Origin of the sequence: Aurantiacibacter rhizosphaerae (assembly GCF_009807005.1) — a bacterium.
GTDB lineage: Bacteria > Pseudomonadota > Alphaproteobacteria > Sphingomonadales > Sphingomonadaceae > Alteraurantiacibacter > Alteraurantiacibacter rhizosphaerae.
This window is the reverse complement of the sequence record NZ_WUBR01000002.1, coordinates 939219-960922: the sequence shown is the minus strand read 5'-3', so window position 1 is coordinate 960922 and position 21704 is coordinate 939219. Positions and strand designations below refer to the sequence as shown.

The following is a 21704-nucleotide window of genomic DNA, read 5'->3' as shown; positions in this document are numbered from 1 at the left end:
TAATCATCCGTATCTTCGAATAAACGCCTGCGGATTCTCTTGGCATTAGAGAAACGCCCTGCGTCAATTGTTTGACTATCCAGCCAGCAGGGCTTTTGAAAACGATGCCGATTGGGTGAGTGGGGCTGTCGAAGGGGGGAGTTTTGGCGGGAGGCGGGGGCACGCAGTGCTCGACCTATCAACTCGGCGCATTTCAGATTGATCCGTCCAGAAATCTCATTCGGGATGAGGACAGGTTTTTCAGGATTGAGCCGCGTGTCATGGATGTCCTGTGCTCTTTGGCGCAGCGACAGGGGGAGGTTGTTACCCGCCGCCAGCTGATCGACATGCACTGGGGCAGCCAGTTCAGCGGCGACGAAAGCCTCACGCGCGCCATTTCCCGTTTGCGCAAGACGTTCAAGTCGGCGGGCGCAAAAGAGCCGTATATCGAGACGATACCCAAGCGCGGATACCGGCTGCGGCAGGTCGTGCTGGGTTTTGAGGACCAGTGCGGCGCCGTTGATGACGAGCCGGAGGAGGAGGTGGCAGCCGAAGCTCCGGACCGGACGAAAGATGCTTCGATGCCACCCGGCTATTCCGTCGCCGTGGTTCCCTTGCGCGTGTCCGAAGGGACTGCGGAAGCCGCGCTGGCAGAGGAGATCGGCTGCGACCTGGTGCAAATGCTGTCGCGCGCGCCGAACCTGCGCGTTGCTGCCTACCAAGGCTGGTGCGCGGAGAATATGGGCGCGCTGGGAGCCGATGAACTCGGGCGGCGGCTGAATGTGCATTACCTGGTATCGGGATCGGTGCGCCGCTTCGCAGAGAAGCAGACCCTGCGCATCGAACTGATCGACACCATATCAAACCGCCACATCATGTCGTGGAAGTTCGAGGAAACGGCCGCGAACTTCCTCTCCAATCTCGACGATTTCATCCTCGATCTGTCCACGCCCATCGTTTGCGAAATCCAGATTGCGGAGGCGTCTCTTGCCCATATGCGAGAGCCTGACGAGATGGACGCCCGCGCGGCCGTGCGCTCGACGGAAATCCTTCGGCAGGCCTATTCATCGCAGCGGGCGGCGGAAATTGTCGCGCATCTGGAAGACCTGATTACGCGCGATCCTGATAATGGCGTGGTCCATGCATCGCTTGCGGCGCAATTGACGCAGAATGTCGTCAGCGGGTGGAGCAAGACGCCGCCTGCCGATTTTGCGCGGGCCGAGCTCCATATAAAGCGCGCCCTCAAGATTGCGCCGCGCGATCCCGATGTGCTGGCATCGGCCGGAATATTCGCCTTCATGAAACGCGATGACGAGGCGGCAGTCCAGTTTCTGGAGCGGTCGTTGAAAGCCAATCCCAACAATCCGCATGCCCTGGCGGTGCTGGGCTTCCAGCGCGGCATCACCATCGATCATCAGGCCGGGATCGAGATGATCTGCACGGCGGAAAAGCGCGCCATTCACCATCCGCGATCCTCTGTCTGGGCGATGTATCGTGGCTGCTGCCACCTTGCCGCGCAAGAACTAGACAGCGCCCGACAGGCCTTGCGAGAAGCGATAGACCGCAATCCCAATTACCATCTGCCATACGTGCTGCTGGCAACGGCCCTGATCCTGGAAGGACGTCTGGCCGAAGCGCGCGACATGATCCTGGGCGGGCGCGAAGTGAACCCGGAATACACGTCGTGCGATTGGGCAGGCTTGCTGGAGACATTCCCGGAACTTTACAGAAAATACTTGAAAAAATCGGATCTTGTGAAACAAATATGCAATGTGTGGATTAATGATATGATCGTGTGCCAATGATTTTGGTGCGTGGTCCAATCCATCATGTTTTCATCGGGTATTTTACAGTTAAATATTCGGATGTAATCAGGATTTTACCCTAAAAAATCCCCATCAGTTCGCCACGCGGACAATTCCGCCGGATCGTTTCAGGGGAAAATTAATGTTTACTACCACCAAGGGCCTTGTCGCCGCCACTTTTGTTGCCGCTCTGGCCGTCAGCTCGCCCGCACTCGCGCAGGAGCCGACTGTCAGCGAAGATGGCGTCCACTCGCTTGAAGTCGGCTATTCCGATATTAATCTGGAAAGTGCCGATGGCCAGCGTCGCATGAAGGACCGCATCCGCGCGGCTGCAAAGAGCGTTTGCGGCTACAACACGCACCGCGTCAGCGTCAGCGAATCGCTCGGCCTGCGCGCATGTGTGAACGGCGCCAGCGACAACGCGATGACGCGCCTCGCATCCGCCACCGCTGACAAGGTCACGGTTGCGGTTCGTTTCGAAAACGATACCCGTCGTCGCTGAGATCCAACCTCAGTACGACAACTGCGTCCGAAAAGGTTAAGTCCAGTCCCTTGGCCTTTTTGGACGTTTTCTTTTCACATATGTGATCAAAATGTGCGCCCTCGCAATGTGGCGTCTAAATTCGCATCTGCCGATGGCAGCAGCGGATGATGCAGTCAGCATAGTCCCACACGCGACATTGCAGACGGCCTTTGGCTGACTGCCAAGGCAGATTTCTGCCTGACAATGCAAGCGCGCCTTGCCGCGCAAACCTCTCTAAATCGAAAATTTTCCGCCGCTGCTGGCCGTTTCCGGTCACGTGCGCCGATGCGTGGTTGCCGCATACCGTGCAGCTCCTGCGGTGCCTGCCAATTTCCTGACATTACAGCGCCAACCTTGATGCCGGCCCAAAAATGGGTATGGGCCCGAAAGGCGCGTGGCTGGCCCGAAGACTGCGCGGTGATCACAATGTGATCAAAAACCATAGGGCAAAGCTTGCTGCCGATCGCACGTGACATGCCAGGCAGCGACGAACGAAATTCCCGCGGACCCGCGCTTCGGGCCGTGCCAGGCTATAGAAATGGAGAGATGACTATGGGCCAATTCAACCGCTTGAACCCGATGACGGGCGAAGTAGCTTCCAGCGCCGAGGCCATGCAGCCAGGCGACATTCCGGCCATTGCGGAAAAGGCGCAGGCAGGCTTTGCCGAATGGTCCACCATGGGGCCAAATGCGCGCCGCAAGGTGCTGAACAAGGCCGCCGACGCGCTGGAGAGCAAGAAAGACGATTTCGTCGCCGCGATGATGGGAGAGATCGGCGCGACTGCTGGCTGGGCCATGTTCAACCTTGGCCTTGCTGCAGGCATGGTGCGCGAAGCCGCCGCCATCACCACGCAGATTTCTGGAGAGGTCATCCCGTCAGACCATGCGGGCACCATTTCCATGGCGCTGCGCGAACCTGTGGGCGTGATGCTGGGCATCGCTCCGTGGAATGCGCCGATCATTCTGGGCGTGCGCGCCATCGCCGTGCCGCTGGCATGCGGCAATGCGGTGATCCTGAAGGCATCCGAGCAGTGCCCGCGCACCCACGCCCTGATCATCGAGGCATTTGCCGAGGCAGGCTTCCCCGAAGGCACGGTAAACGTCGTCACCAACGCGCCGGAGGATGCGGCCGAAGTGGTGGGCGCGCTGATCGATGCGCCGCAGGTGAAGCGTATCAACTTCACCGGTTCCACTCAGGTGGGCAAGATCATTGCCAAGCGCGCGGCCGAACATCTGAAACCCGTGCTGCTGGAACTGGGCGGCAAGGCGCCGATGGTTGTGCTGGAGGATGCCGATCTTGACGAGGCCGTGAAGGCGGCAGGCTTTGGCGCTTACATGAACCAGGGCCAGATCTGCATGAGCACCGAACGCATCATCGTGGTGGACGCCGTGGCCGACGAGTTCGCAAAGAAGTTTGCCGAGAAAGCCAAATCCATGCCCGTGGGCGACCCGACCGAGGGCAAGACGCCGCTGGGCGCCGTGGTGGACAAGAAAACCGTCGATCACTGCTATTCGCTGATCGAGGATGCAACGTCCAAGGGCGCCGAACTGCTGGTGGGCGGAGAGACGACGCAGAACGTGCTGATGCCCGCGCATCTGGTGGACAAGGTAACGCCGGATATGAAGTTGTTCCGCGATGAAAGCTTCGGCCCCGTGGTGGGCATCGCCCGCGCGCGGGACGAGGCCCATGCCATCGAACTGGCCAATGATACGCAATATGGCCTGTCCAGCGCCGTGTTCACCCGCGACACCGCGCGCGGGCTGAAAGTGGCAAAGCAGATCCAGGCCGGTATTTGCCACGTCAACGCCAGCACGGTGTCTGACGAACCGCAGATGCCCTTCGGCGGGATGAAGGCATCGGGCTATGGCCGCTTTGGCGGCAAGGCCGGGATCGACGCGTTCACCGAACTGCGGTGGGTCACCATCGAGACCGAGCCCGGCCACTACCCGATCTGAGAGGCGACATAGAATGAAGACTCATGTCTGCATTATCGGGGCAGGTCCGGCGGGCCTGCTCCTTGGTCACCTGCTGCGCGCCGAGGGCGTTGACTGCGTGGTGCTGGAACGGCGATCGCCTGATTACGTGCTGTCGCGCATCAGGGCCGGCGTGCTGGAAAATGTCACCGTCGGCCTGATGGAACGCCTGGGCCTGGACGGGCGGATGAAGGCAGAGGGGCTGTGGCACGATGGCTTCAACCTGGCAGATGGAGAGCGGCTGATCCGCATCGACATCGGCGAACTGGTGGGCAACCGCGTGATGGTTTACGGCCAGACGGAGGTGACGCGCGACCTGATGGAAGCATCGGCAGAGCGTGATCTGCAGGTGGTGTATGAGGCCGACGATGTGGCCCTGCACGATCTGGAAAGCGATACGCCGTATGTCACCTATACCAAGGATGGCGCAGAGCACCGCGTGGATTGCCGCTTCATCGTCGGCTGCGATGGCTTTCACGGCCCCAGCCGCAAGAGCATTCCTGCAAGTGTCGGCCAGGAGTTCGAGCGGGTGTATCCGTTCGGCTGGCTCGGCATCCTTGCCGATGTGCCGCCCTGCAACCACGAACTGATCTACGCCAATCACGAGCGCGGCTTTGCGCTTGCATCCATGCGCAGCGAAACGCGCAGCCGGTATTACATCGACGTGCCGCTGACGGAGAAGGTGGAGAACTGGCCTGACGAGCGTTTGTGGGATGAGCTGGCCACGCGCCTGGGGCCCGAAGCTGCGGCCCATATCACGCGCGGCCCCTCCATCGACAAGAGCATCGCCCCGCTGCGATCCTTCGTCTTTGCGCCCATGCGCCACGGTTCGCTGATGCTGTGCGGAGACAGCGCGCATATCGTGCCGCCCACCGGGGCCAAGGGGCTGAACCTTGCCGCAAGCGATGTGTATTACGCTTCGGCCGCGCTGACCGGCTTCTTCAATCGGCAGGATAATGATGCGATTTCGGCCTATTCCGATACCGCGCTGGCGCGGGTGTGGAAGTCTGAACGGTTCAGCTGGTCGCTAACCCGGCTGATGCACCGCTTCCCCGAAGATGGCCCGTTCGAACGCGCCATGCAGGTGGCAGAGCTGGATTACATCGCCAGCAGCCGCGCCGCGCAAACGAGCATCGCCGAAAACTACGTCGGTCTGCCGGTCTGATCCTGCCTGCGCGATAGTGACAGCGGGGTCTGCACAGGCCCCGCTGTCAGCTCTTCAACGCTTCGCAACACGCGCTTTCTCCGCGCATGTTTTGCTGCGTCTTGCGTCATCCCCTTTAAAATCAGTCATAAATATATTTGGGTGAAGTGTTCGAATTGCACGCAAGTATACTTAAGATAATTCAAAGGCTGAGCTTGTGATATGTTAAGGAATCGCCCCTAGAAAACAAAACCCAATCCAGAATTACCAGAGCCTATGCGCGAAGCAGATGATCTGCCGGCGGGCTCTCACATTGGAATTGGGGGCGAACCGGTGCAACGGATCGAGACGAAAACAGGCGCGAATTTCCGCCTTATCCGCGACGAGGCGGGAAGCTTGCTTCCCATGGCCGCAGTCGGTTTCCTGGTGCTGGCCGCAGTGGTTGGCGGCGGCCTGGACATGAGCCGGGCTCACAAGGCTGAAAACCGTTTGCAGGCCGCATGCGATGCCGGCGTGCTGGCCGGGCGCCGCGCAGTGGGCACCAATGGTTTCGACGATGCGGTGAAGAGCGAAGCAGGCGCCTATTTCGCCAACAATTTCGATGCAGAGCGGCAAAGCTCCAGCAATGTGAAATTCACGCCCACGTCCGATGATGACGGCAACACCATCGCCGGCACGGCAGAGGCCGATGTGCAAACGGCGATCATGACGATCTTCGGCTATGACACGATATCGATCAGCGTGGCGTGTTCTGCATCCATGGGCGTTGGCAACAGCGATGTAACCATGGTGCTGGACAGCACAGGTTCGATGGGCTGGACGCTGGATGCAGGCGGCCCGACGAAAGTGTCGATGCTGCAGGATGCGATGAAGAACTTCTACGACACCGTGGAAGCATCCACCGCGGGCGGCAATGCGCGCATCCGTTATGCCTTCGTGCCCTACAGCCAGTCCATCAACGTGGGCCACCTGCTGAAGCCAAGCTGGCTGGTGGACGATATGGAAATCCAGTCCCGCGAACCGCAGTATGAAACCACCGTGGTTGAAACCGGCGAAGTCGCCGGATGGGGCGATCCCGTCTATTCCACGTCCAATGGGCAGAGCCAGGTGGAGGAAATCGGACAAGGCCTGTTGAACGGCGATGAATATAACAAGAAGTGGAAGTGCAACAACGCCCTGCCAAACGACACGAACTGGAAGAATGAAGGTGGTTCGTCCACCGAAACGGGCACCAGCATCAATGCAAACGGTCAGGAAGTCACCACCACCACCAAGACCACCCGCCAGACGCGCAAGACCTATACTTGCGTGCGCGAGGAACGGTTTAACAACGGTAAGAAGGTAAAATACTGGGCGCCGCAATACACTGAATTTGCCCGCGACAATTACGAATACGAGTTCGAAACGCGCGACCCGGTTATGGAGACGATCGAGAGCGAGGTCTTCTCGCACTTCGTCTACAAGCAGCTGGAATATGACGTCAGCGCCTACAAGAAATTCTCTCCTGTTACCACGCAGACGGGAAGCGGCGGCACCGATGTAACCTCCACCTGGCCCGGCTGCATCGAGGAACGCGATACGACCCCTGCGGCAAGCTTCACCTATAATTCCGTGGTGGGGATCACACCGGTCAGCGCGAATGATCTGGACATCGATTCAGAGCCGACTTCGGATGACGATACCAAGTGGCGCCCGATGTGGCCGGAAGTCGCGTTTTATCGCTCTGCCTGGGTCAATTCCTGGGGCGGCGGCTATTGGGATCTGACCCATGCCCATGAAAGCGACACTGGCGGGCAGGCGGTGTCACGCTGCCCGCAAAAGGCGCAGCTGCTGAAGACCATGAGCGAAAGCGCGTTCGATTCCTATGCAGACTCGCTGATCGCCACCGGCAACACCTATCACGATCTGGGCGTGTTGTGGGGCGCACGCGTCAGTTCGCCGGAAGGTATCTTTGCCAGCAATGTGAACCTGGCGCCCGGCAATGGCGGCAATGTCTCGCGGCACCTGATCTTCATGACAGATGGCGCCATGCAGCCCAGCATTTCCATCCAGAGCGCCTATGGCATCGAGTATCACGATCGCCGGATCACGGCCAACGGGTCCAACCATCACACGCGCCGTCATAACGAACGCTTCCTGGCGATATGCGAGGCGGTGAAGGCCAAGGGCATCCGCCTGTGGGTGATCGCCTTTGCCACCGGCCTGACGGACGAGCTGGAGACCTGTTCATCGGACGACAGCTCCTTCCTGGCGGAGGATGCGGACGAACTGAACACCGCCTTCCAGGAAATCGCCAAGGAAGTTGGCGAGTTGAGGATCACGCAATGACGGGTGCAGGTAATCTCAAAGCCCTGGCGGCAGATCTGCGCCGCGATGAAAGCGGCGTCACCGTGGTGGAGTTTGCGTTGATCGCGCCCACCTTCCTGCTGCTGCTGATGGGTACGCTGGACATCGGCCAGATGGTCTATGCGCAATCGGTGCTGAACGGCGCGGTGCAGGTGGCCGCGCGCGATGCCTCTCTGGAAGGCGGAGACACCGATGCCGCCGATGCGCTGGTGCTGGAACGGGTGAAGGGCATCATGCCGGGCGTAGAGCTGAAGACCAGCCGCACCAGCTATTATGATTTTGCCGATATCGAGCGGGCAGAACAATGGAACGATGCCGATGACAACGGCATCTGTGACGATGGTGAGGCCTACGTGGACGAGAACCGGAACGGGCAATGGGACGATGATATCGGCGTGTCCGGCAATGGCGGCGCCAATGATGTGGTCATCTATTCTGTAGAGGCAACTTACGAGCCGATGATCAAGGTGCCGTTTCTGAAAAAGGCCTGGCAGTCGCGCACATTGTCCACCAGCGCGCTGAAGAAGAACCAGCCCTTTGCCAACCAGTCCGGCTATTCTTCACAGGCGGGGACATGCAGCTGATGACCACGAAATTTCTCAAAATGCGCGCAACGCTGCGCAACTTACGCCGCGATACGCAGGCTGTCTCCACACTGGAATTCGCGCTGATCCTGCCGCTGTTCATCGGCCTGGGCCTGACCGGTATCGAGCTGGCATACATGTCCACGGTCAACATGCAGGTGAGCCAGACGGCGATTTCGCTGGCCGACAACGCCTCTCGCCTTGGGCAGACTGATAACAGCAGCGTCACCCCCACCGTGACGGAGGCGGATGTGGATTCCATCATGTCCGGCGCCATGCGCCAGGGTGAGACATATGACCTGATGGAAAATGGCCGCATCATCCTCTCCAGCCTGGAATATGATGACACCACGGGCCTGCAATACATCCACTGGCAGCGCTGCCAGGGCGATCTCGATCGGGATTCGATGTATGGCGATGAAGGCATCAACAACGGTCTGGGTTCAAAGACGATCGAGGGCGTCGGCCTCGACGATAGCCTGATCACCGCGGCGCCGGGTTCTGCGGTGATGGTGGCCGAAATCTATTATGAACATAACGGCATCCTGAAGGGGACCTTCGGGGAGACAGCCCATTTCCGCGAGGAGGCGATTTTCGCCATTCGCGATGACAGGAACCTGGGGCCGGGGATTACCGGTTCAGGCGGGGAATCCTCCTGCGATACCAAGACCGGCGGCGGCGGTGGCGGCGGCGGCGACGGCGACGACGACGGTAAGGGCAAAGGCAAGGGCAAGGGCTGAAGGAAAGATTAGATGACGAAAGGCCTGACACTCACGCTGGCAATTGCCATCCTGCTTCTGGTGGGCACCCTGATGGAGGAGGGTGGCCCGGTGGACAAATTCAATGCCGCCTCTCCGGCAGGGGAAGCGACCGTGGCCGTGGCCGAGGAGGACGCGAAACCTGCGCCCGTCAGGCTGGCCAAATCGCACACGCCTGCTCCTGAACAGCCCGCCGGTGACATGTGGGACTGGTTCGGCGAATCCGACCCTGCGCCCACAGCCGCGCCCGCCGCGCCTGCACCAGTGCAGCGGACCGTGACGCGTGGCAGCGCTGTAGAGCAGGGCGCCATCTCCAGGGATCGCATGAACCTGGAAGAATGATGCCGCCTCGTGCCGCCTGATCTGCGGCACCTCCTGAACTACCAAAATCTGACGCCCACCAGTACCGGTTCCTTCCGCGAAGGAGCCACGTTTCCATCTGCCTGGCGAGCCTCGCGAACATCTCTCGCGCGATTTTATTCTTGTGCCGTAGAATATAAATTCTTATGCAAAGGAATAATAAAAATCTGGGAGATAATTCTGATGAGAATGCTTGTGCGGTATTCCGTGTCTGGCGCGGCGATGGCATCTGCGCTGTTGTGCTCTCCGGCCTTGGCGCAATCCGGCGAAACGCCAGAGGAGCCTACCCCTCAATCCGGCATTGGCGATATCATTGTCACGGCGCAGCGCGTGGCTGAAAACAGCCAGGATACGCCGCTGCCGATCGATGTGATCCAGCCTGAAGAACTGGTTCAGCAAAACGTGCTGCGGGCAGAGGATCTCTCGCGCATTTCCCCGTCGCTCTCCGCTGCCAGCGGGGGCGGGCCCACCACCGTCTTCTTCGTGCGCGGCGTGGGCAATTCCACCGTGAATGCCTATTCCGATCCGGCGATCTCGTTCAATTACGATGGCGTCTACCTCGGTCGGCCAACCTCCACCTCCGGCGTGTTCTACGATCTTGAACGGGTTGAGGTGCTGAAGGGACCGCAGGGAACTTTGTACGGTCGCAATGCCACGGCTGGCGCGATCAACGTCATTCCAAATCGCCCCCGGCTGGGTGAGACTTCGGGCAATTTTACGCTTGGTTATGGCAATTACGACTGGCTGACCGGACAGGCCGCGCTGAACGTCCCCGTGGGCGATCACGTTGCCGTGCGCGCAGCGGGTAGCGTGGCGCGGCGCAACGCCTTCCAGAGCGATGGCACCGGAAACCAGAAAGAATATGGCGGCCGCCTGCAGGTGTATGGCGAACCCACCGCCGATCTGGACCTGCGCGTGGCATTTGATTTCGCCCACCAAGGCGGCGCTGGCAGCAGCGGCTTCTATCTGGGCGCCGTCAATCCTACATTCGGCCCCACGGGCTTTGCCGGATATGACTTCGTACCCACCGGCTTCCCCGTGGATCAGGGCCTGCTGGACCCGGCATCCAACGCCTTGCTGGCGCAGCGCTTCATTCCGCAGCTTGGCCGCGCCGGTGCCGTTGTCGACGGGCAGCCGTTCAACAACAATGATTACTGGGGCATCACGGCAGAGCTGAACTACAACACCGAAGCCGGCACATTGACGGTGCAGCCCGCCTATCGCGAGGCCAGCCTGGAATATGCCTTCAACGGCGTGTTCCGCCAGGGCTACACGCAGGAGGAAGACAGGCAGACCAGCATGGAAGTGCGCTGGGCCGGTGATCTTGGCGATTCCGTGGATTACCTGATCGGCGGCATGTATTTTGACGAGAGCATCTCGGCCAATGCGCGCTACAACCAGCAAACCCTGTCTCCCTATCAGGATTTCAGCTCCCAAACGGAAAGCTGGGCCGGTTTCGGCAAGGTGACGGTGCGCCCGGTGGAAGGCCTCAGCCTGACGGCGGCGGGCCGCTACACTTCCGACAAGAAGGATTTTGCGGGCACGTCCAACGTCTACATCCTGTTCTGCGGCAATCCCGCGCCGCCGCAGGATTTCTGCCCGAACCTGCCGTTCGTGCCGCTGGCATCGACAGAGGAAGAGCTTCAGGCCTTCTATGCCGCCAACGGCATTCCGATCACGCCTGTTCCCCTTTTCGTGCTGCCACCCTTTGCCGGTGGATCGCAAACCGCGCCCTTCGTCCTGCGATCACCCATCGTGATCGATTCCGGGCTGGACAACAACAAGTTCACCTACCGGCTGGCCGCGCAATATGATCTCTCGCGCCGCAACATGGTCTACGCCAGTTTCGAGACGGGTTATCACGCCGGCGGCTTCTCCTTCGCGCGCGGTGCGGAAACCTATGAGCCTGAAACCATCAAGGCCTATACGATCGGATCGAAGAACCGCTTTTTCGACAATATCCTGCAGGTGAATGTCGAGGCATTCCTGTGGAAGTACAAGAACCAGCAGTTCAGCCAGTTCGGATATGATCTGGGCGATCCGCCCTCCACCGTCTTCCTCACCCGCAACATCGGCAACAGCACGATCAAGGGCGTGGATCTGGACGTGGAACTGCTGGCCACGGAAAACACGCTGCTGTCCGCCAATATCCAGTATCTGGATACAGAGTATGACAGCTTCGTCTATTTCGCGCCCAACCAGGGTCTGCCGCCCAACACCAGCTGCCCCTTTGCACCCACCACGCAAACCACGCCGGGCGGGTCCACCATCAATGTGTTCCGCATCGATTGTTCGGGCAATACCGCGTTCAATTCGCCCAAGTGGTCTTTCAACCTCAACGGGCAGCAGACCATCCCGCTGGGCGATCACAAGGCCGTGGTGCAGGGCGGCACGCGCTATCGCAGCAGCAGCTTCTCTACCGCGGACTATCTGCCATATCTGCGATCGGAGGCTGCCTTCGTCAGCTACGCCTCTTTGACGCTGGCGAAGGAGGATGACAGCCTGTTCGTGACTTTCTACGTCAACAATATCGAAGACAACCAGCGTCTTATAACAGGGACGACCAATTCGGCAGGGCTTATCTCTGCCTCGGCAGAACAACCGCGCACCTATGGTATCAGGGTCGGCGGGAAGTTCTGAACCGGCAATACGATTTAATCTGGAGTGAAATATGCCTACTAGCGTGACGGACTTGCAATACGTGGCCCTGGCCGTGCCCGACCTGGCTGCGGAGCGGGAGTTCTTTGGAGAAAAGTGGGGCCTGATAGAGGTCGCCGAAGAGGATGGCCGGGTCTATTTCGCGGCCGCTGGAATGCCGCATCCCTATGTCGTGATCCTGCGCGAGGATGCCGAGCGCAAGACCGATCTCGTCGGCTTTTCCGCCGCCTCGCGCGATGATGTGCTGGCGATCTTCGAGCAGGTGAAGGCCGCCGGCGCCAAGATCATCAGCGAACCCGCCCCGGCAGACGGGCCGGCAGGCGGCTTCGCCTTCCGCTTCTTCGATCCCGATGGCCGGGCGATGGAAGTGATCTGCGACAGCACCCCGCGTGAATTCCGCAAGCTGGACAAGGGCGAAGCCATTCCCATCGGCATCAGCCACGTGGTGTTCCATTCACCCAATCACGCCGGGCTGGCCGAGTTCTATGAAAAGGCGCTGGGCTTCCGCCTGTCTGACTGGATCGGCAAGTTTATGGTGTTCCTGCGCTGCAACACGGCGCATCACCGCGTGGCGATCCTGCCCGGGCCGCCCGCGCTCAATCACATCGCCTTCGATGTCAGTTCCGTTGACGAGCTGATGCGCGGGCTGGCGCGCATGCATGAAGCGGGCATCAAGCTGAGCTGGGGACCGGGGCGTCACACCGCGGGCAACAACACCTTCAGCTATTTCGTGACGCCCAATGGCAATGCGGTGGAATACACCTCCGATCTTGAAGAGGTGGACGAGGAGACCTGGGAAGTGACCCATTACGAGCCCGGCCCGCAGACGATCGACCAGTGGGGCACCGGGCGCATCATCACCGGCAATGTGCCGCATGCTGAGATGGAGCCCGACAAGGGCCTGTGGCAGACACCTGCATAATAAAGAGAACCTGACATGATAGGCACGGCATTAATCGTTGGTGGCGGCGTGGGCGGAATGGGTGCGGCAATCGCACTGGCGCAACGCGGGGTCGCTGTGGAACTGATCGACATCGATCCGGACTGGCGCGCCTATGGCGCCGGCATCAGCGTGACGGGCATGTCCCTGCGCGCTTTTGACGAGCTGGGCATCTTCGATCAGGTGAAAGAGCGGGGCTTCGTTGGCTCCGGCATCCGCCTGCGCAACACGCAAGGCGCCGTGATGATGGAAACGCCGGAGGCGCCGGAAAACCTTGATCCTGTGGATTGCAGCGGCGGGATCATGCGTCCCGTGTTGCATTCCATCATGCAGGAAAAGGTGAAGGAAGCAGGCATCGCTGTCACACTGGGCGTGGAGGCGACGGCTTTCGATGAAATGGGCGATGGCGTTCGCGTATCCTTGTCCGACGGGACTGAACGCGATGTCGACCTCGTCGTCGCGTCAGACGGTGTGCAGTCAAAGACGCGCAAGATGCTGTTCCCCGATGTGCCCAAGCCCAAGTTCACCGGGCAGGGCTGCTGGCGCATCGTGGCCGATCGGCCAGAAGGTGTGGACCGCACCGAAATGTATCTGGGCGGGCCGATCAAGCTGGGCCTCAACCCCATTTCGAATGACAAGCTATACGCCTTTATCCTGGAGCATGTGCCGGACAATCCCTGGTACGAGGAAGACGACCTGATCCCGCAGGTGGAAAGATTGCTGGAAGGATTTGGCGGAGACGTTCCCGAAATCCGCGCCAACCTTGGCCCCGATTCCATGGTGAATTACAGGCCGCTGGAATGGATGTTGCTGCCCTTGCCGTGGCACAGCGGGCGCGTTGTCCTGATTGGCGATGCCGTGCACGCCACCACGCCGCACATGGCATCGGGCGCAGGCCTTGCCGTGGAAGATGGACTGGCGCTGGCGGATGAGCTCGAAAAATCCGACGATCTTGACGCGAGCCTGCCAGCCTTTGGCAAGCGCCGTTTTGAACGCGCGCGCATGGTGGTCGAAAACTCGGTGCGGATCGGCGATATCGAAATGTCCGGTGGTGACCAGATGGAAGCCAACAAGATGCTGGGCGGAACAATGCAGAAATTGAAGGAAGCCTATTGATGACCCACGGTCTTGCAAATGTTGGCGGGCAGGCCGTGCTAGTCAGCGGCGACACATATCTGCCGCTGTCCCACTGGGGTGAGGGCAGGGGACTGCCTGAACTGCTGGCAGACTGGCAATCGGTTGCGCCCCGGCTGGCCGAATGGGCGGGCGATGCCGCCTTCGAAGGCGCGGCAAGTTTCGACGATGCCGATATCCGCCTTCCCTATCGACCGGGCCAGGTGTTCTGCACCGGCGCCAATTACAAGAAGCACGTCGTTGGCCTGATCATGGGCGATCCGTCTATGCGCACGGCCGAGCACGAGAATATGTCGGAGGATGAGCGGCGCCAGAAGGTGGAGGCGATGATGGATGCCCGCGCGCAGGCGCTGCCGTTCTGCTTCATCAAGCTGCCATCCTGCGCCATCGGCGCGCGTGACACCGTGGTGCTGCCGTCCAACGTTGAAAAGCCGGACTGGGAACTGGAGCTGGGCGTGGTGATCGGGAAGCGCACGCACCGCGTCTCCGCGCAGGACGCGATGGACCACGTGGCCGGTTTCGCAGTGGTCAACGATGTTACCGCGCGCGAACATATCTTCCGCAAGGATGGGTCTGCCATCGGGGCGGACTGGCTATCGGGCAAATGCTTCCCCACCTTCCTGCCCTTTGGCCCGATGATCGTGCCGAAGGACCAGATTGCCGATCCCTATGCGATGAACATCAAGCTATCCGTCAACGGCAAAGTGTATCAGGACGAAAGCACCAGCGACATGATGGCATCCATCGAACGGCAGATCGAGTATCTGTCCCACCGCGTGATGCTGGAACCCGGCGATGTGATCTGCACCGGATCGCCCTATGGAAATGGCAGCGCCTTTGGCGTGTTCCTGAAGGATGGGGATGTGATGGAAGGCACCATCACCGGCCTTGGCACACAGCGCAATCCGTGCGCGGCGGAAGGCTGAGGGGCGATCAGCGCTTCTTTAGGCCGTTCAGCAGCAGGTCTTCCACGAACGCCTCATAATCCTTCGCCAGCGCATCCATATCGGTGCCTTCGGGCACCAGCATTTCCACCAGCGGGCTGCCGGTCACGAAGAAGTCACTTATGCCGATCACGGCAAGGTGCAGGAACAGCGGGTTGAAATCGGAGAGGTCGCCATCCTTGTCGATCGATTTCAGATTGGCATAGAAATCCACCGGCCCGCGGTTCCATTCCCGCAGGCTGGCGCGCATTTCGGGAGAGCTGGTGGAATCCAGTTCATCCAGCATCAGGCGCTGCATGTTGCGGGCAGACCGGGTGAAGCGGAAGGTGGCGTGGATGAACTGCGTCAGCATATCCAGCGGGTCGCCATTGTCGGGCGGCATGGCGCTGGCTTCCTTGCCGATGGTTTTGGCAACCTCCAGCAACAGGGCCTCTCGATTGCCGAAGTAATAGCGGACCAGCGCCGGATCGCCGCCTGCGTGGCGCGCAATCGCGCTGGCCGTAACCTGCGCCGGAGGTAGATCCTGCAGCAGTTCGCGCGCCGCCACGATCAGTGCATCGCGGCCCACGCCCTTGCTGCCAGCATCGGGCCGACCTTTGCTGCGCTTCGCACTCTTTTTGTTATCTGCCATCATTCCAGTGCTAAACCCAACGCGCCAAAAGACACAAGTGGCGGGTCTGTACATTATATTCTTGATGTAAAGAATAACAGGTTTATGGTCCGCCCCAAGGAAGAGGAGATTTGGGTGAGTAACTGGCCATTCCGGCAGGGCGTGCATGATCTTGGCAATGGGTTGTACGGTTACGTACAGCCGGACGGAACCTGGGGCTGGTCAAACGCCGGCTTGGTAACATCGCAGGGGCAAACGCTGCTGGTGGATACGTTGATGAGCGTGCCGCTGACGCGCGCCATGCTGGATGATTTTGCCAAGGTGCCCGGCGGCGATCACGTGGATACGGTGGTGAATACGCACGCCAATCCCGATCACTTTTTCGGCAATGGTCTGGTGGCGGACGCCAAGATCATCTCGACGGAACAGACGCGCGAGGAGATGTCCGAATTCGATCCCAAGGCGCTGGCGAACCTTTCCAGCAATTGGCAGAACATGGGCGAAGCTGGTGAATTCCTGTTCGAGACGATGGGCCGCACCTTCGATTTCAGCGGGGTCGATGAACTGACCTTGCCCAACTCCACCTTCGTGCAGCAATTGACGCTGCAGGTGGGTGACAAGAGCGTGGAACTGCACGATCTTGGCCCTGCGCACACCATGTCCGATACCATCGCATGGGTGCCGGAGGATTCCACGGTTTTCACCGGCGATTTGCTGTTCAACGAAGGCCATCCCATCCTCTGGGCCGGGCCGATGACGCGCTGGATCGCCGCGTGCGAATTTATCGAGGCCTTACAGCCTGAAATCGTGGTGCCGGGCCATGGCCCGATCTGCGATGTATCAGCGGTGCGCAACATGCGCCTGTATTTCGAACATCTCACCAATGAGGCGCGCGGGCGCTTCGATGCCGGGCTGGACTGGCGGCAGGCCGCGCGGGACATTCCGATGAAGGAATATTCGCACTGGACCGATCCGGAACGCGTGGTGGCGAACGTCTATTCGCTTTATAAGCAATGGGATCCGCAGATGGAAGCCGCGCCGCCGCCCGTGCTGTTTGCGGAAATGAACCGCTATCGCAAGGAACATGATTATCAGCACGGCGGTTGCGGCCATGCCCATTGAACTGAACGCCACGCACGATCCACAGCGCCGCAGTTTCCTGCCATCTGCGAATGATGAAGCCACGGATTTTCCCATCCAGAACCTGCCGTTCGGGGTGTTCGATGATGGGAAGGGAAGCCGCGGCGGCGTTGCACTGGGCGATCAAGTCATTGACCTGGCCGCATTGGTGGAAGCGAACGCGCTGAGCGGTACGGCGGCGCAGGTGGCCGCCATTGCCAGCAGGCCCAGCCTTGCAGACCTGTTCGAAGTCCCCACCGCCGATCTATCCGCGCTGCGGGCGGCCCTGTCAGACCTTTACGCCGAGGGTTCCTCTCAGCGGGATGCGGCACAGACGGCGCTGATCCCAGCTGCATCTGTAACGATGAAGCTTCCGGCAAAGCCCGCCGCATTCACGGATTTCTGCACCAGTGCAGACCATATCCTGCGCATGGCGCAATTCGGCGGACGGGCGCCGCAGCCCGCATGGGCGACCTTGCCCGTGGCCTATAACGGGCGGGCCAGCTCCATCGCTGTCAGCGGAACGCCGGTAATCAGGCCGATGGGGCAGGTTGTGCCCTTTGGTGAAAGCCAGATGACCTTCTCTCCCGAACCAATGCTGGATTTCGAGGTGGAGTTCGGCGCATGGCTGCGCGGTCCCGGCAATGCCCTTGGTGAAAGCATAAGCATGGCCCGCGCGGATGAATTGCTGTTCGGCTGCTGCTTGGTGAACGACTGGTCTGCCAGGGCTATCCAGTTTTACGAGATGATCCTCGGCCCGCATCTGGGCAAAAGCTTCCTCACCACGATCTCTCCATGGATTGTCACGATGGAGGCGCTGGCCCCGTTCCGCATTGCCGGGCGCGGGCGCAGTGATGAAGAGCCGGAGGTGCCGGCCTATCTCAATGATCCATTCGATCGCGAGGCGGGTGGTCTGAACATCGAACTCTCCGCCGAAATCGACACCGGTTCCGGCCCGCAGCGCATCGTGCGCACCAATGTGGCCGAACTGTTCTGGACGCTGGCACAGATGGTGGTCCACCAGGCCAGCGGTGGCGCTCCGCTGGAAACGGCGGATCTGATCGCCACGGGCACCGTATCGGGCGCCGCTGACGAGGCGCGCGCCTGCCTTGTCGAGATAACCGAACTGGGCAAGAAACCGCTGGAACTGGCCGATGGCACCACGCGGGTGATGCTGGAAGATGGCGACACACTGGCGATCCGCGGACGCGCGATGGCAGAAGGCTACGTGCCCATCGGCTTTGGCGAATGCAGCGGCACAATCATGGCAGCGAGACCAAATACATGACCGGCGAGATCTTTACCTGTGGCCAGCAAGAGCCGATCCCCGTAAGCGCGCGGGGCAAGCACCTGGTGGTGGACATCCATTGCCACCTTGGCATTCCCGCTGCCGATGCGCTGGTGCAGGCCAAATATCCCGGCCCGCCGCCCGGCATCAACGATTTCACCAGCCCGAAGACATCCGAGGTCAACCGCGCGCAATTTGCCGCGATGGGCCGCACGCTGAACACCATCGATACGCGGCTGGCCGATATGGACAGGTTGGGCATCGATGTTCAGGCGCTGTCGCCCAGTCCCGGCCAGTATTTCTATTTCACCGATGCCGATACTGGTCGCGCCGCCGCGCGCGCCGTGAATGACGGGATGGCAGAGGCCGTGGCCCAGCATCCCGATCGTTTCGTGGGCATGGGCACCGTGCCCCTGCAGGACCCGCGCCTGGCGGTGGAGGAATTGCATCGCTGCGTGAAGGATCTTGATCTGCGCGGGGTGGAGATCAGCTCCAACGTGAACGGTGTGGATCTTCACGCGCCGGAGTTTCGCCCCTTCTGGGCCGCGGCAGAGGAACTGGGCGTGCTGGTGTTCCTGCACCCGCTTGGCTTCACCCATGCCCAGCGGATGAGCGAATATTACTTCAACAATCTGATCGGCAATCCGCTGGAATCCACGCTGGCAGTGGGGCACCTGATCTTTGGCGGCGTGCTGGATGCCTATCCGGGCCTGCGCATCTGCGTTGCCCATGGCGGCGGCTATATCCCCGGATACTGGGGCCGGATGGACCATGGCTGGCGCGCGCGTGCCGATTGTTCGGAACACTGCCAGCATGAACCCTCCAGCTACTTGCGAAAGCTGTGGTTCGATACGCTGGTGTTCGACAAGGACCAGCTGGAAAGCCTGGTGCGCACGCACGGCGCGGACCGATTGTGCCTCGGCTCCGACTATCCTTTCGACATGGCAGAGCCCGATCCGGTGGGCTTTCACGATGCGCTGGATGAAGATGTGCGCGCCAAGATCCTTGGGCTTAACGCGGCATCCCTGCTGGGCCTGAAGGTAAGCTGATGGCGGGCATGGCCAAACATTCCACTTTCGCTGGTGTGCGCTGGTGACGGAATCGCCGCAAAGCAATCGCGCCAGCTCCTGGTGGGCGCTGGGCGTGCTGTTCCTCGCCAATATCTTCAACCAGGGTGACCGTATCCTGTTCGGCACGGTGGTCGATCCCATTGGCCGCGACCTGGCGATTTCCGATACGCAGATGTCGCTCGCCAGCGGCTTCCTGTTCGTGCTGTTCAACCTCGTGGGCGGATTGTTCATCGCCCGCTTCGTGGACCGGGGCAATCGCGTGCGGATCCTGGCCATCGGCGTTGCGGGATGGTCCCTGGCGACAGCCGCCACGGGTCTTGCAACGGATTTCGCCACGCTTTCCCTGGCCCGCATCGCCGTGGGCATTGGCGAGGCGACGGCGTTTCCTGCCGCGATGTCGCTGATCCCCGATCTGTTCAACAAGGAAACCCGTGGCCGTGCCGTGGGAATTTTCCAGGCCAGCAGCTTTGTCGGCATCGTGGGCGGTACAATCATCGGCGGCGTTTTGGCCGCTGCGCTGGGGTGGCGGGACATGTTCGTGGTGTGCGGCCTTGCCGGATTGTCCGTCACCTTCTTGCTGCTGTTCAGCGTGCGAGAGCCGGAGCGGACCGGCGATGATGCCGCGCTTGCACCGCCAACCACATATTGGGCGGACCTGTGGGCCGGATGCGCGCGCGTGCTGCGGCTGGATGGCTTTCCCTTCCTGCTATGCGGCTTTGGCATGGGCATGATGATGACATTCGTGCTGGCTGCCTGGGGCCCTGCCTTCCTGCTGCGATCCCATGACGTGCCGCTGGCGCAGGTGGGGCTGGTGATCGGCCCTGCGGTGGGGCTTGGTGGGATTACCGGCACATTGGCATCCGGCTTCTTCGCCGATCGCCTGATGGCGCGCAGGGGCAGGCCCAGTGACATGCTGAAGATTGCCATGATCTGCGTACCATTGTCGCTGCCTTTCATGGCGGGGTTCGTGTTCCTGCCTTCGCTGGCGGCAGCCATGGCCAGTGCAGGCATTATGAACTTCCTGCTCAGCGCGGCTGTGCCCCCGGTTATCAATTTCGCGATTAACAGCGTTTCCTCGCGGGACCGTGGCATTGTTTCCACCATCCTGCTTGCCGCATCGGGCCTGATCGGCGGCGCGCTCGGCCCCTTCGTTGTCGGCGCGCTGAGCGATTATTTCACGCCGCAATTCGGACAGGATGGGCTGCGCATGGCGATATCCTCCATGTTGGCCACCCCGCTCCTGGCCGCGCTGTTCCTGATCCTGGCCTATCGACGGTCTGTTGGCGGTGAAGCTGCACGCGAGGCGACATACGAGGCATAGGATTGCGCGCTTGATGGGAGAGATTGCGATGCGAGGTTTGGGCAAATCTGTTGCAGGTGCCGTGGCGGCGTTGTCCATCGCGCTCGCGTCTCCTGCCATGGCGCAGGATGATACTGCCGCCGCCAGCCAGTGGATCACGCTTGGCACAAAGGGCGGCCCGCTGTCCGATGCCAATCGATCCCAACCGGCCAATGTCCTGATTGCGCAGGATGGCACATGGCTGGTCGATATCGGGGATGGCACGGCGCAGCAGCTGGCAAAGGCGGGCGTGCCGCTGGGCGCGATTGACGCGGTTTTCATCAGCCATTTGCATTTCGATCACACCGCCGGGCTGGTTGGGCTGCTGGGCCTGCGTTGGCAGACCGATGTCAGCAGCGATCTGACCATCTATGGCCCGCCGGGAACGCGCGCAATGGTGGATGGATTGCTGGCGGCCATGCTGCCCACAACGCAATCTGGATATGGCGTGCCCGGCGCACCCGTCAGGCCGCCCGAAACGGGGATCAAGGTCGTCGAACTGCGGGACAACGCCGCGCTGTCCATTGGCGATGCCCGCGTAACGGCGCGCAAGAATTCGCACTACAGCTTCGCCCCCGGCAGCGCGGATGATGCCAATTATGAATCGCTCTCTTTCCGGTTCGATCTGCCTGACCGTGATATCGTCTACAGCGGAGACACCGGCCCCAGCGCCGCCGTAACCGATCTGGCGCGCGGGGCGGATCTGCTGGTGGTGGAGATGATCGACGTGGATCGCACCATTGCCGATATCAGGCGATTGTCGCCCAATGTGCCCGCGCAGGCCTTTGCCAATCTGGAGACGCATTTGCGCGAACATCACCTGACGCCGGGCGACGTGGGCGAACTGGCCAGCGATGCCGAAGTTGGCGCGGTGGTGGTGACGCACCTTTCCGGACCGGATGCCGACGGGGCAAACCTGCTGGGCTATGTCGGCGCGATTGCGCAGCACTACACCGGCCCGGTGGTTATCGCGGATGATCTTGAGCGGTTCTAGCGTTTTGCAGCCGGAACGTGTGGATGCGTTTTTCCCGATCAAACGTTGAAAAATCTGTTCGACGAGCCGCCCTCCGATGGACCGGGCGGAGGGGCGCCATGGTTAACGCGCTTCAATCCTGTTACTTTGCAACAG

General features: G+C 60.7%; 18 protein-coding genes. 17 read left to right on the top strand and 1 reads right to left on the bottom strand.

The genetic code is table 11. The features are described 5' to 3' along the window. The first annotated feature begins 119 nt into the window (after positions 1–119). From GRF63_RS12145 to GRF63_RS12090, 12 genes are all read left to right on the top strand, one after another. A complete protein-coding gene (locus tag GRF63_RS12145) occupies positions 120–1784 on the top strand; it encodes a winged helix-turn-helix domain-containing protein (RefSeq protein ID WP_337189661.1) in 1665 nt (554 codons plus the stop codon). A 142-nt stretch (positions 1785–1926) separates the two neighbouring features. Then, positions 1927–2286, top strand: coding sequence for a UrcA family protein (locus GRF63_RS12140; protein ID WP_160486234.1), 360 nt, complete (start codon positions 1927–1929; stop codon positions 2284–2286). Positions 2287–2853: 567 nt separating this feature from the next. Next, positions 2854–4263, top strand: coding sequence for an aldehyde dehydrogenase (locus GRF63_RS12135; protein WP_160486233.1), 1410 nt, complete (start codon positions 2854–2856; stop codon positions 4261–4263). Between the two features lie 13 nt (positions 4264–4276). Next, a complete protein-coding gene (pobA, locus tag GRF63_RS12130; protein WP_160486232.1) occupies positions 4277–5446 on the top strand; it encodes a 4-hydroxybenzoate 3-monooxygenase in 1170 nt (389 codons plus the stop codon). A gap of 312 nt (positions 5447–5758) precedes the next feature. Next, the gene (locus GRF63_RS12125; protein ID WP_337189665.1) at positions 5759–7753 is read left to right on the top strand and encodes a TadE/TadG family type IV pilus assembly protein; all 1995 of its coding nucleotides are present in this window, start codon (positions 5759–5761) and stop codon (positions 7751–7753) included. Further along, positions 7750–8355 (top strand): TadE/TadG family type IV pilus assembly protein, encoded by a 606-nt coding sequence (locus GRF63_RS12120; protein ID WP_160486230.1) that lies wholly within the window; start codon positions 7750–7752, stop codon positions 8353–8355. Before GRF63_RS12125 ends, GRF63_RS12120 begins: the two co-directional genes overlap by 4 nt. Beyond that, positions 8355–9095 carry a TadE/TadG family type IV pilus assembly protein gene (locus tag GRF63_RS12115; RefSeq protein WP_237392428.1) on the top strand — a complete coding sequence of 247 codons (741 nt, stop codon included), beginning with the start codon at positions 8355–8357 and terminating at the stop codon, positions 9093–9095. The genes GRF63_RS12120 and GRF63_RS12115 overlap by 1 nt, the downstream gene beginning before the upstream one ends. A gap of 12 nt (positions 9096–9107) precedes the next feature. Then, positions 9108–9455, top strand: a complete 348-nt coding sequence (locus GRF63_RS12110; RefSeq protein WP_160486228.1) for a hypothetical protein — start codon at positions 9108–9110, stop codon at positions 9453–9455. A gap of 201 nt (positions 9456–9656) precedes the next feature. Continuing rightward, positions 9657–12113: a TonB-dependent receptor gene (locus tag GRF63_RS12105; protein ID WP_160486227.1), complete on the top strand. Its 2457-nt coding sequence runs from the start codon at positions 9657–9659 to the stop codon at positions 12111–12113. 31 nt (positions 12114–12144) lie between these two features. Further along, positions 12145–13053 (top strand): VOC family protein, encoded by a 909-nt coding sequence (locus GRF63_RS12100; protein WP_160486226.1) that lies wholly within the window; start codon positions 12145–12147, stop codon positions 13051–13053. A 15-nt stretch (positions 13054–13068) separates the two neighbouring features. After that, complete coding sequence (locus tag GRF63_RS12095; protein WP_160486225.1) at positions 13069–14187, top strand: FAD-dependent oxidoreductase; 1119 nt, start codon at positions 13069–13071, stop codon at positions 14185–14187. Then, positions 14187–15131 carry a fumarylacetoacetate hydrolase family protein gene (locus tag GRF63_RS12090; protein WP_160486224.1) on the top strand — a complete coding sequence of 315 codons (945 nt, stop codon included), beginning with the start codon at positions 14187–14189 and terminating at the stop codon, positions 15129–15131. The genes GRF63_RS12095 and GRF63_RS12090 overlap by 1 nt, the downstream gene beginning before the upstream one ends. 7 nt (positions 15132–15138) lie before the next feature. Here the strand turns inward: GRF63_RS12090 and GRF63_RS12085 are convergent, their stop codons facing one another. Then, positions 15139–15780 carry a TetR/AcrR family transcriptional regulator gene (locus GRF63_RS12085; protein ID WP_237392427.1) on the bottom strand — a complete coding sequence of 214 codons (642 nt, stop codon included), beginning with the start codon at positions 15778–15780 and terminating at the stop codon, positions 15139–15141. A gap of 114 nt (positions 15781–15894) precedes the next feature. Between GRF63_RS12085 and GRF63_RS12080 the strand changes: the two genes are divergently transcribed. From GRF63_RS12080 to GRF63_RS12060, 5 genes are read left to right on the top strand one after another with little or no spacing between them, the layout of a single operon-like run. Next, the gene (locus tag GRF63_RS12080) at positions 15895–16881 is read left to right on the top strand and encodes an MBL fold metallo-hydrolase (RefSeq protein WP_160486222.1); all 987 of its coding nucleotides are present in this window, start codon (positions 15895–15897) and stop codon (positions 16879–16881) included. Further along, a complete protein-coding gene (locus GRF63_RS12075) occupies positions 16844–18166 on the top strand; it encodes a fumarylacetoacetate hydrolase family protein (RefSeq protein WP_237392426.1) in 1323 nt (440 codons plus the stop codon). Before GRF63_RS12080 ends, GRF63_RS12075 begins: the two co-directional genes overlap by 38 nt. Next, positions 18127–19215 carry an amidohydrolase family protein gene (locus tag GRF63_RS12070; protein ID WP_237392425.1) on the top strand — a complete coding sequence of 363 codons (1089 nt, stop codon included), beginning with the start codon at positions 18127–18129 and terminating at the stop codon, positions 19213–19215. The genes GRF63_RS12075 and GRF63_RS12070 overlap by 40 nt, the downstream gene beginning before the upstream one ends. A 43-nt stretch (positions 19216–19258) precedes the next feature. Beyond that, entirely contained in the window at positions 19259–20557 is a 1299-nt protein-coding gene (locus GRF63_RS12065) for an MFS transporter (RefSeq protein ID WP_337189660.1), read from the top strand. Between the two features lie 28 nt (positions 20558–20585). Further along, positions 20586–21569, top strand: coding sequence for an MBL fold metallo-hydrolase (locus tag GRF63_RS12060; RefSeq protein WP_160486221.1), 984 nt, complete (start codon positions 20586–20588; stop codon positions 21567–21569). The last annotated feature ends 135 nt before the right edge of the window (positions 21570–21704 follow it).

Bases quoted from the DNA above. Each gene is read 5' to 3' on its own strand.
- GRF63_RS12140 (WP_160486234.1), top strand. From the start codon at position 1,927: ATGTTTACTACCACCAAGGGCCTTGTCGCCGCCACTTTTGTTGCCGCT.
- GRF63_RS12135 (WP_160486233.1), top strand. From the start codon at position 2,854: ATGACTATGGGCCAATTCAACCGCTTGAACCCGATGACGGGCGAAGTA.
- pobA (WP_160486232.1), top strand. From the start codon at position 4,277: ATGAAGACTCATGTCTGCATTATCGGGGCAGGTCCGGCGGGCCTGCTC.
- GRF63_RS12120 (WP_160486230.1), top strand. From the start codon at position 7,750: ATGACGGGTGCAGGTAATCTCAAAGCCCTGGCGGCAGATCTGCGCCGC.
- GRF63_RS12115 (WP_237392428.1), top strand. From the start codon at position 8,355: ATGACCACGAAATTTCTCAAAATGCGCGCAACGCTGCGCAACTTACGC.
- GRF63_RS12110 (WP_160486228.1), top strand. From the start codon at position 9,108: ATGACGAAAGGCCTGACACTCACGCTGGCAATTGCCATCCTGCTTCTG.
- GRF63_RS12105 (WP_160486227.1), top strand. From the start codon at position 9,657: ATGAGAATGCTTGTGCGGTATTCCGTGTCTGGCGCGGCGATGGCATCT.
- GRF63_RS12100 (WP_160486226.1), top strand. From the start codon at position 12,145: ATGCCTACTAGCGTGACGGACTTGCAATACGTGGCCCTGGCCGTGCCC.
- GRF63_RS12095 (WP_160486225.1), top strand. From the start codon at position 13,069: ATGATAGGCACGGCATTAATCGTTGGTGGCGGCGTGGGCGGAATGGGT.
- GRF63_RS12090 (WP_160486224.1), top strand. From the start codon at position 14,187: ATGACCCACGGTCTTGCAAATGTTGGCGGGCAGGCCGTGCTAGTCAGC.
- GRF63_RS12085 (WP_237392427.1), bottom strand. From the start codon at position 15,780: ATGGCAGATAACAAAAAGAGTGCGAAGCGCAGCAAAGGTCGGCCCGAT.
- GRF63_RS12075 (WP_237392426.1), top strand. From the start codon at position 16,844: ATGATTATCAGCACGGCGGTTGCGGCCATGCCCATTGAACTGAACGCC.
- GRF63_RS12070 (WP_237392425.1), top strand. From the start codon at position 18,127: ATGCAGCGGCACAATCATGGCAGCGAGACCAAATACATGACCGGCGAG.
- GRF63_RS12060 (WP_160486221.1), top strand. From the start codon at position 20,586: ATGCGAGGTTTGGGCAAATCTGTTGCAGGTGCCGTGGCGGCGTTGTCC.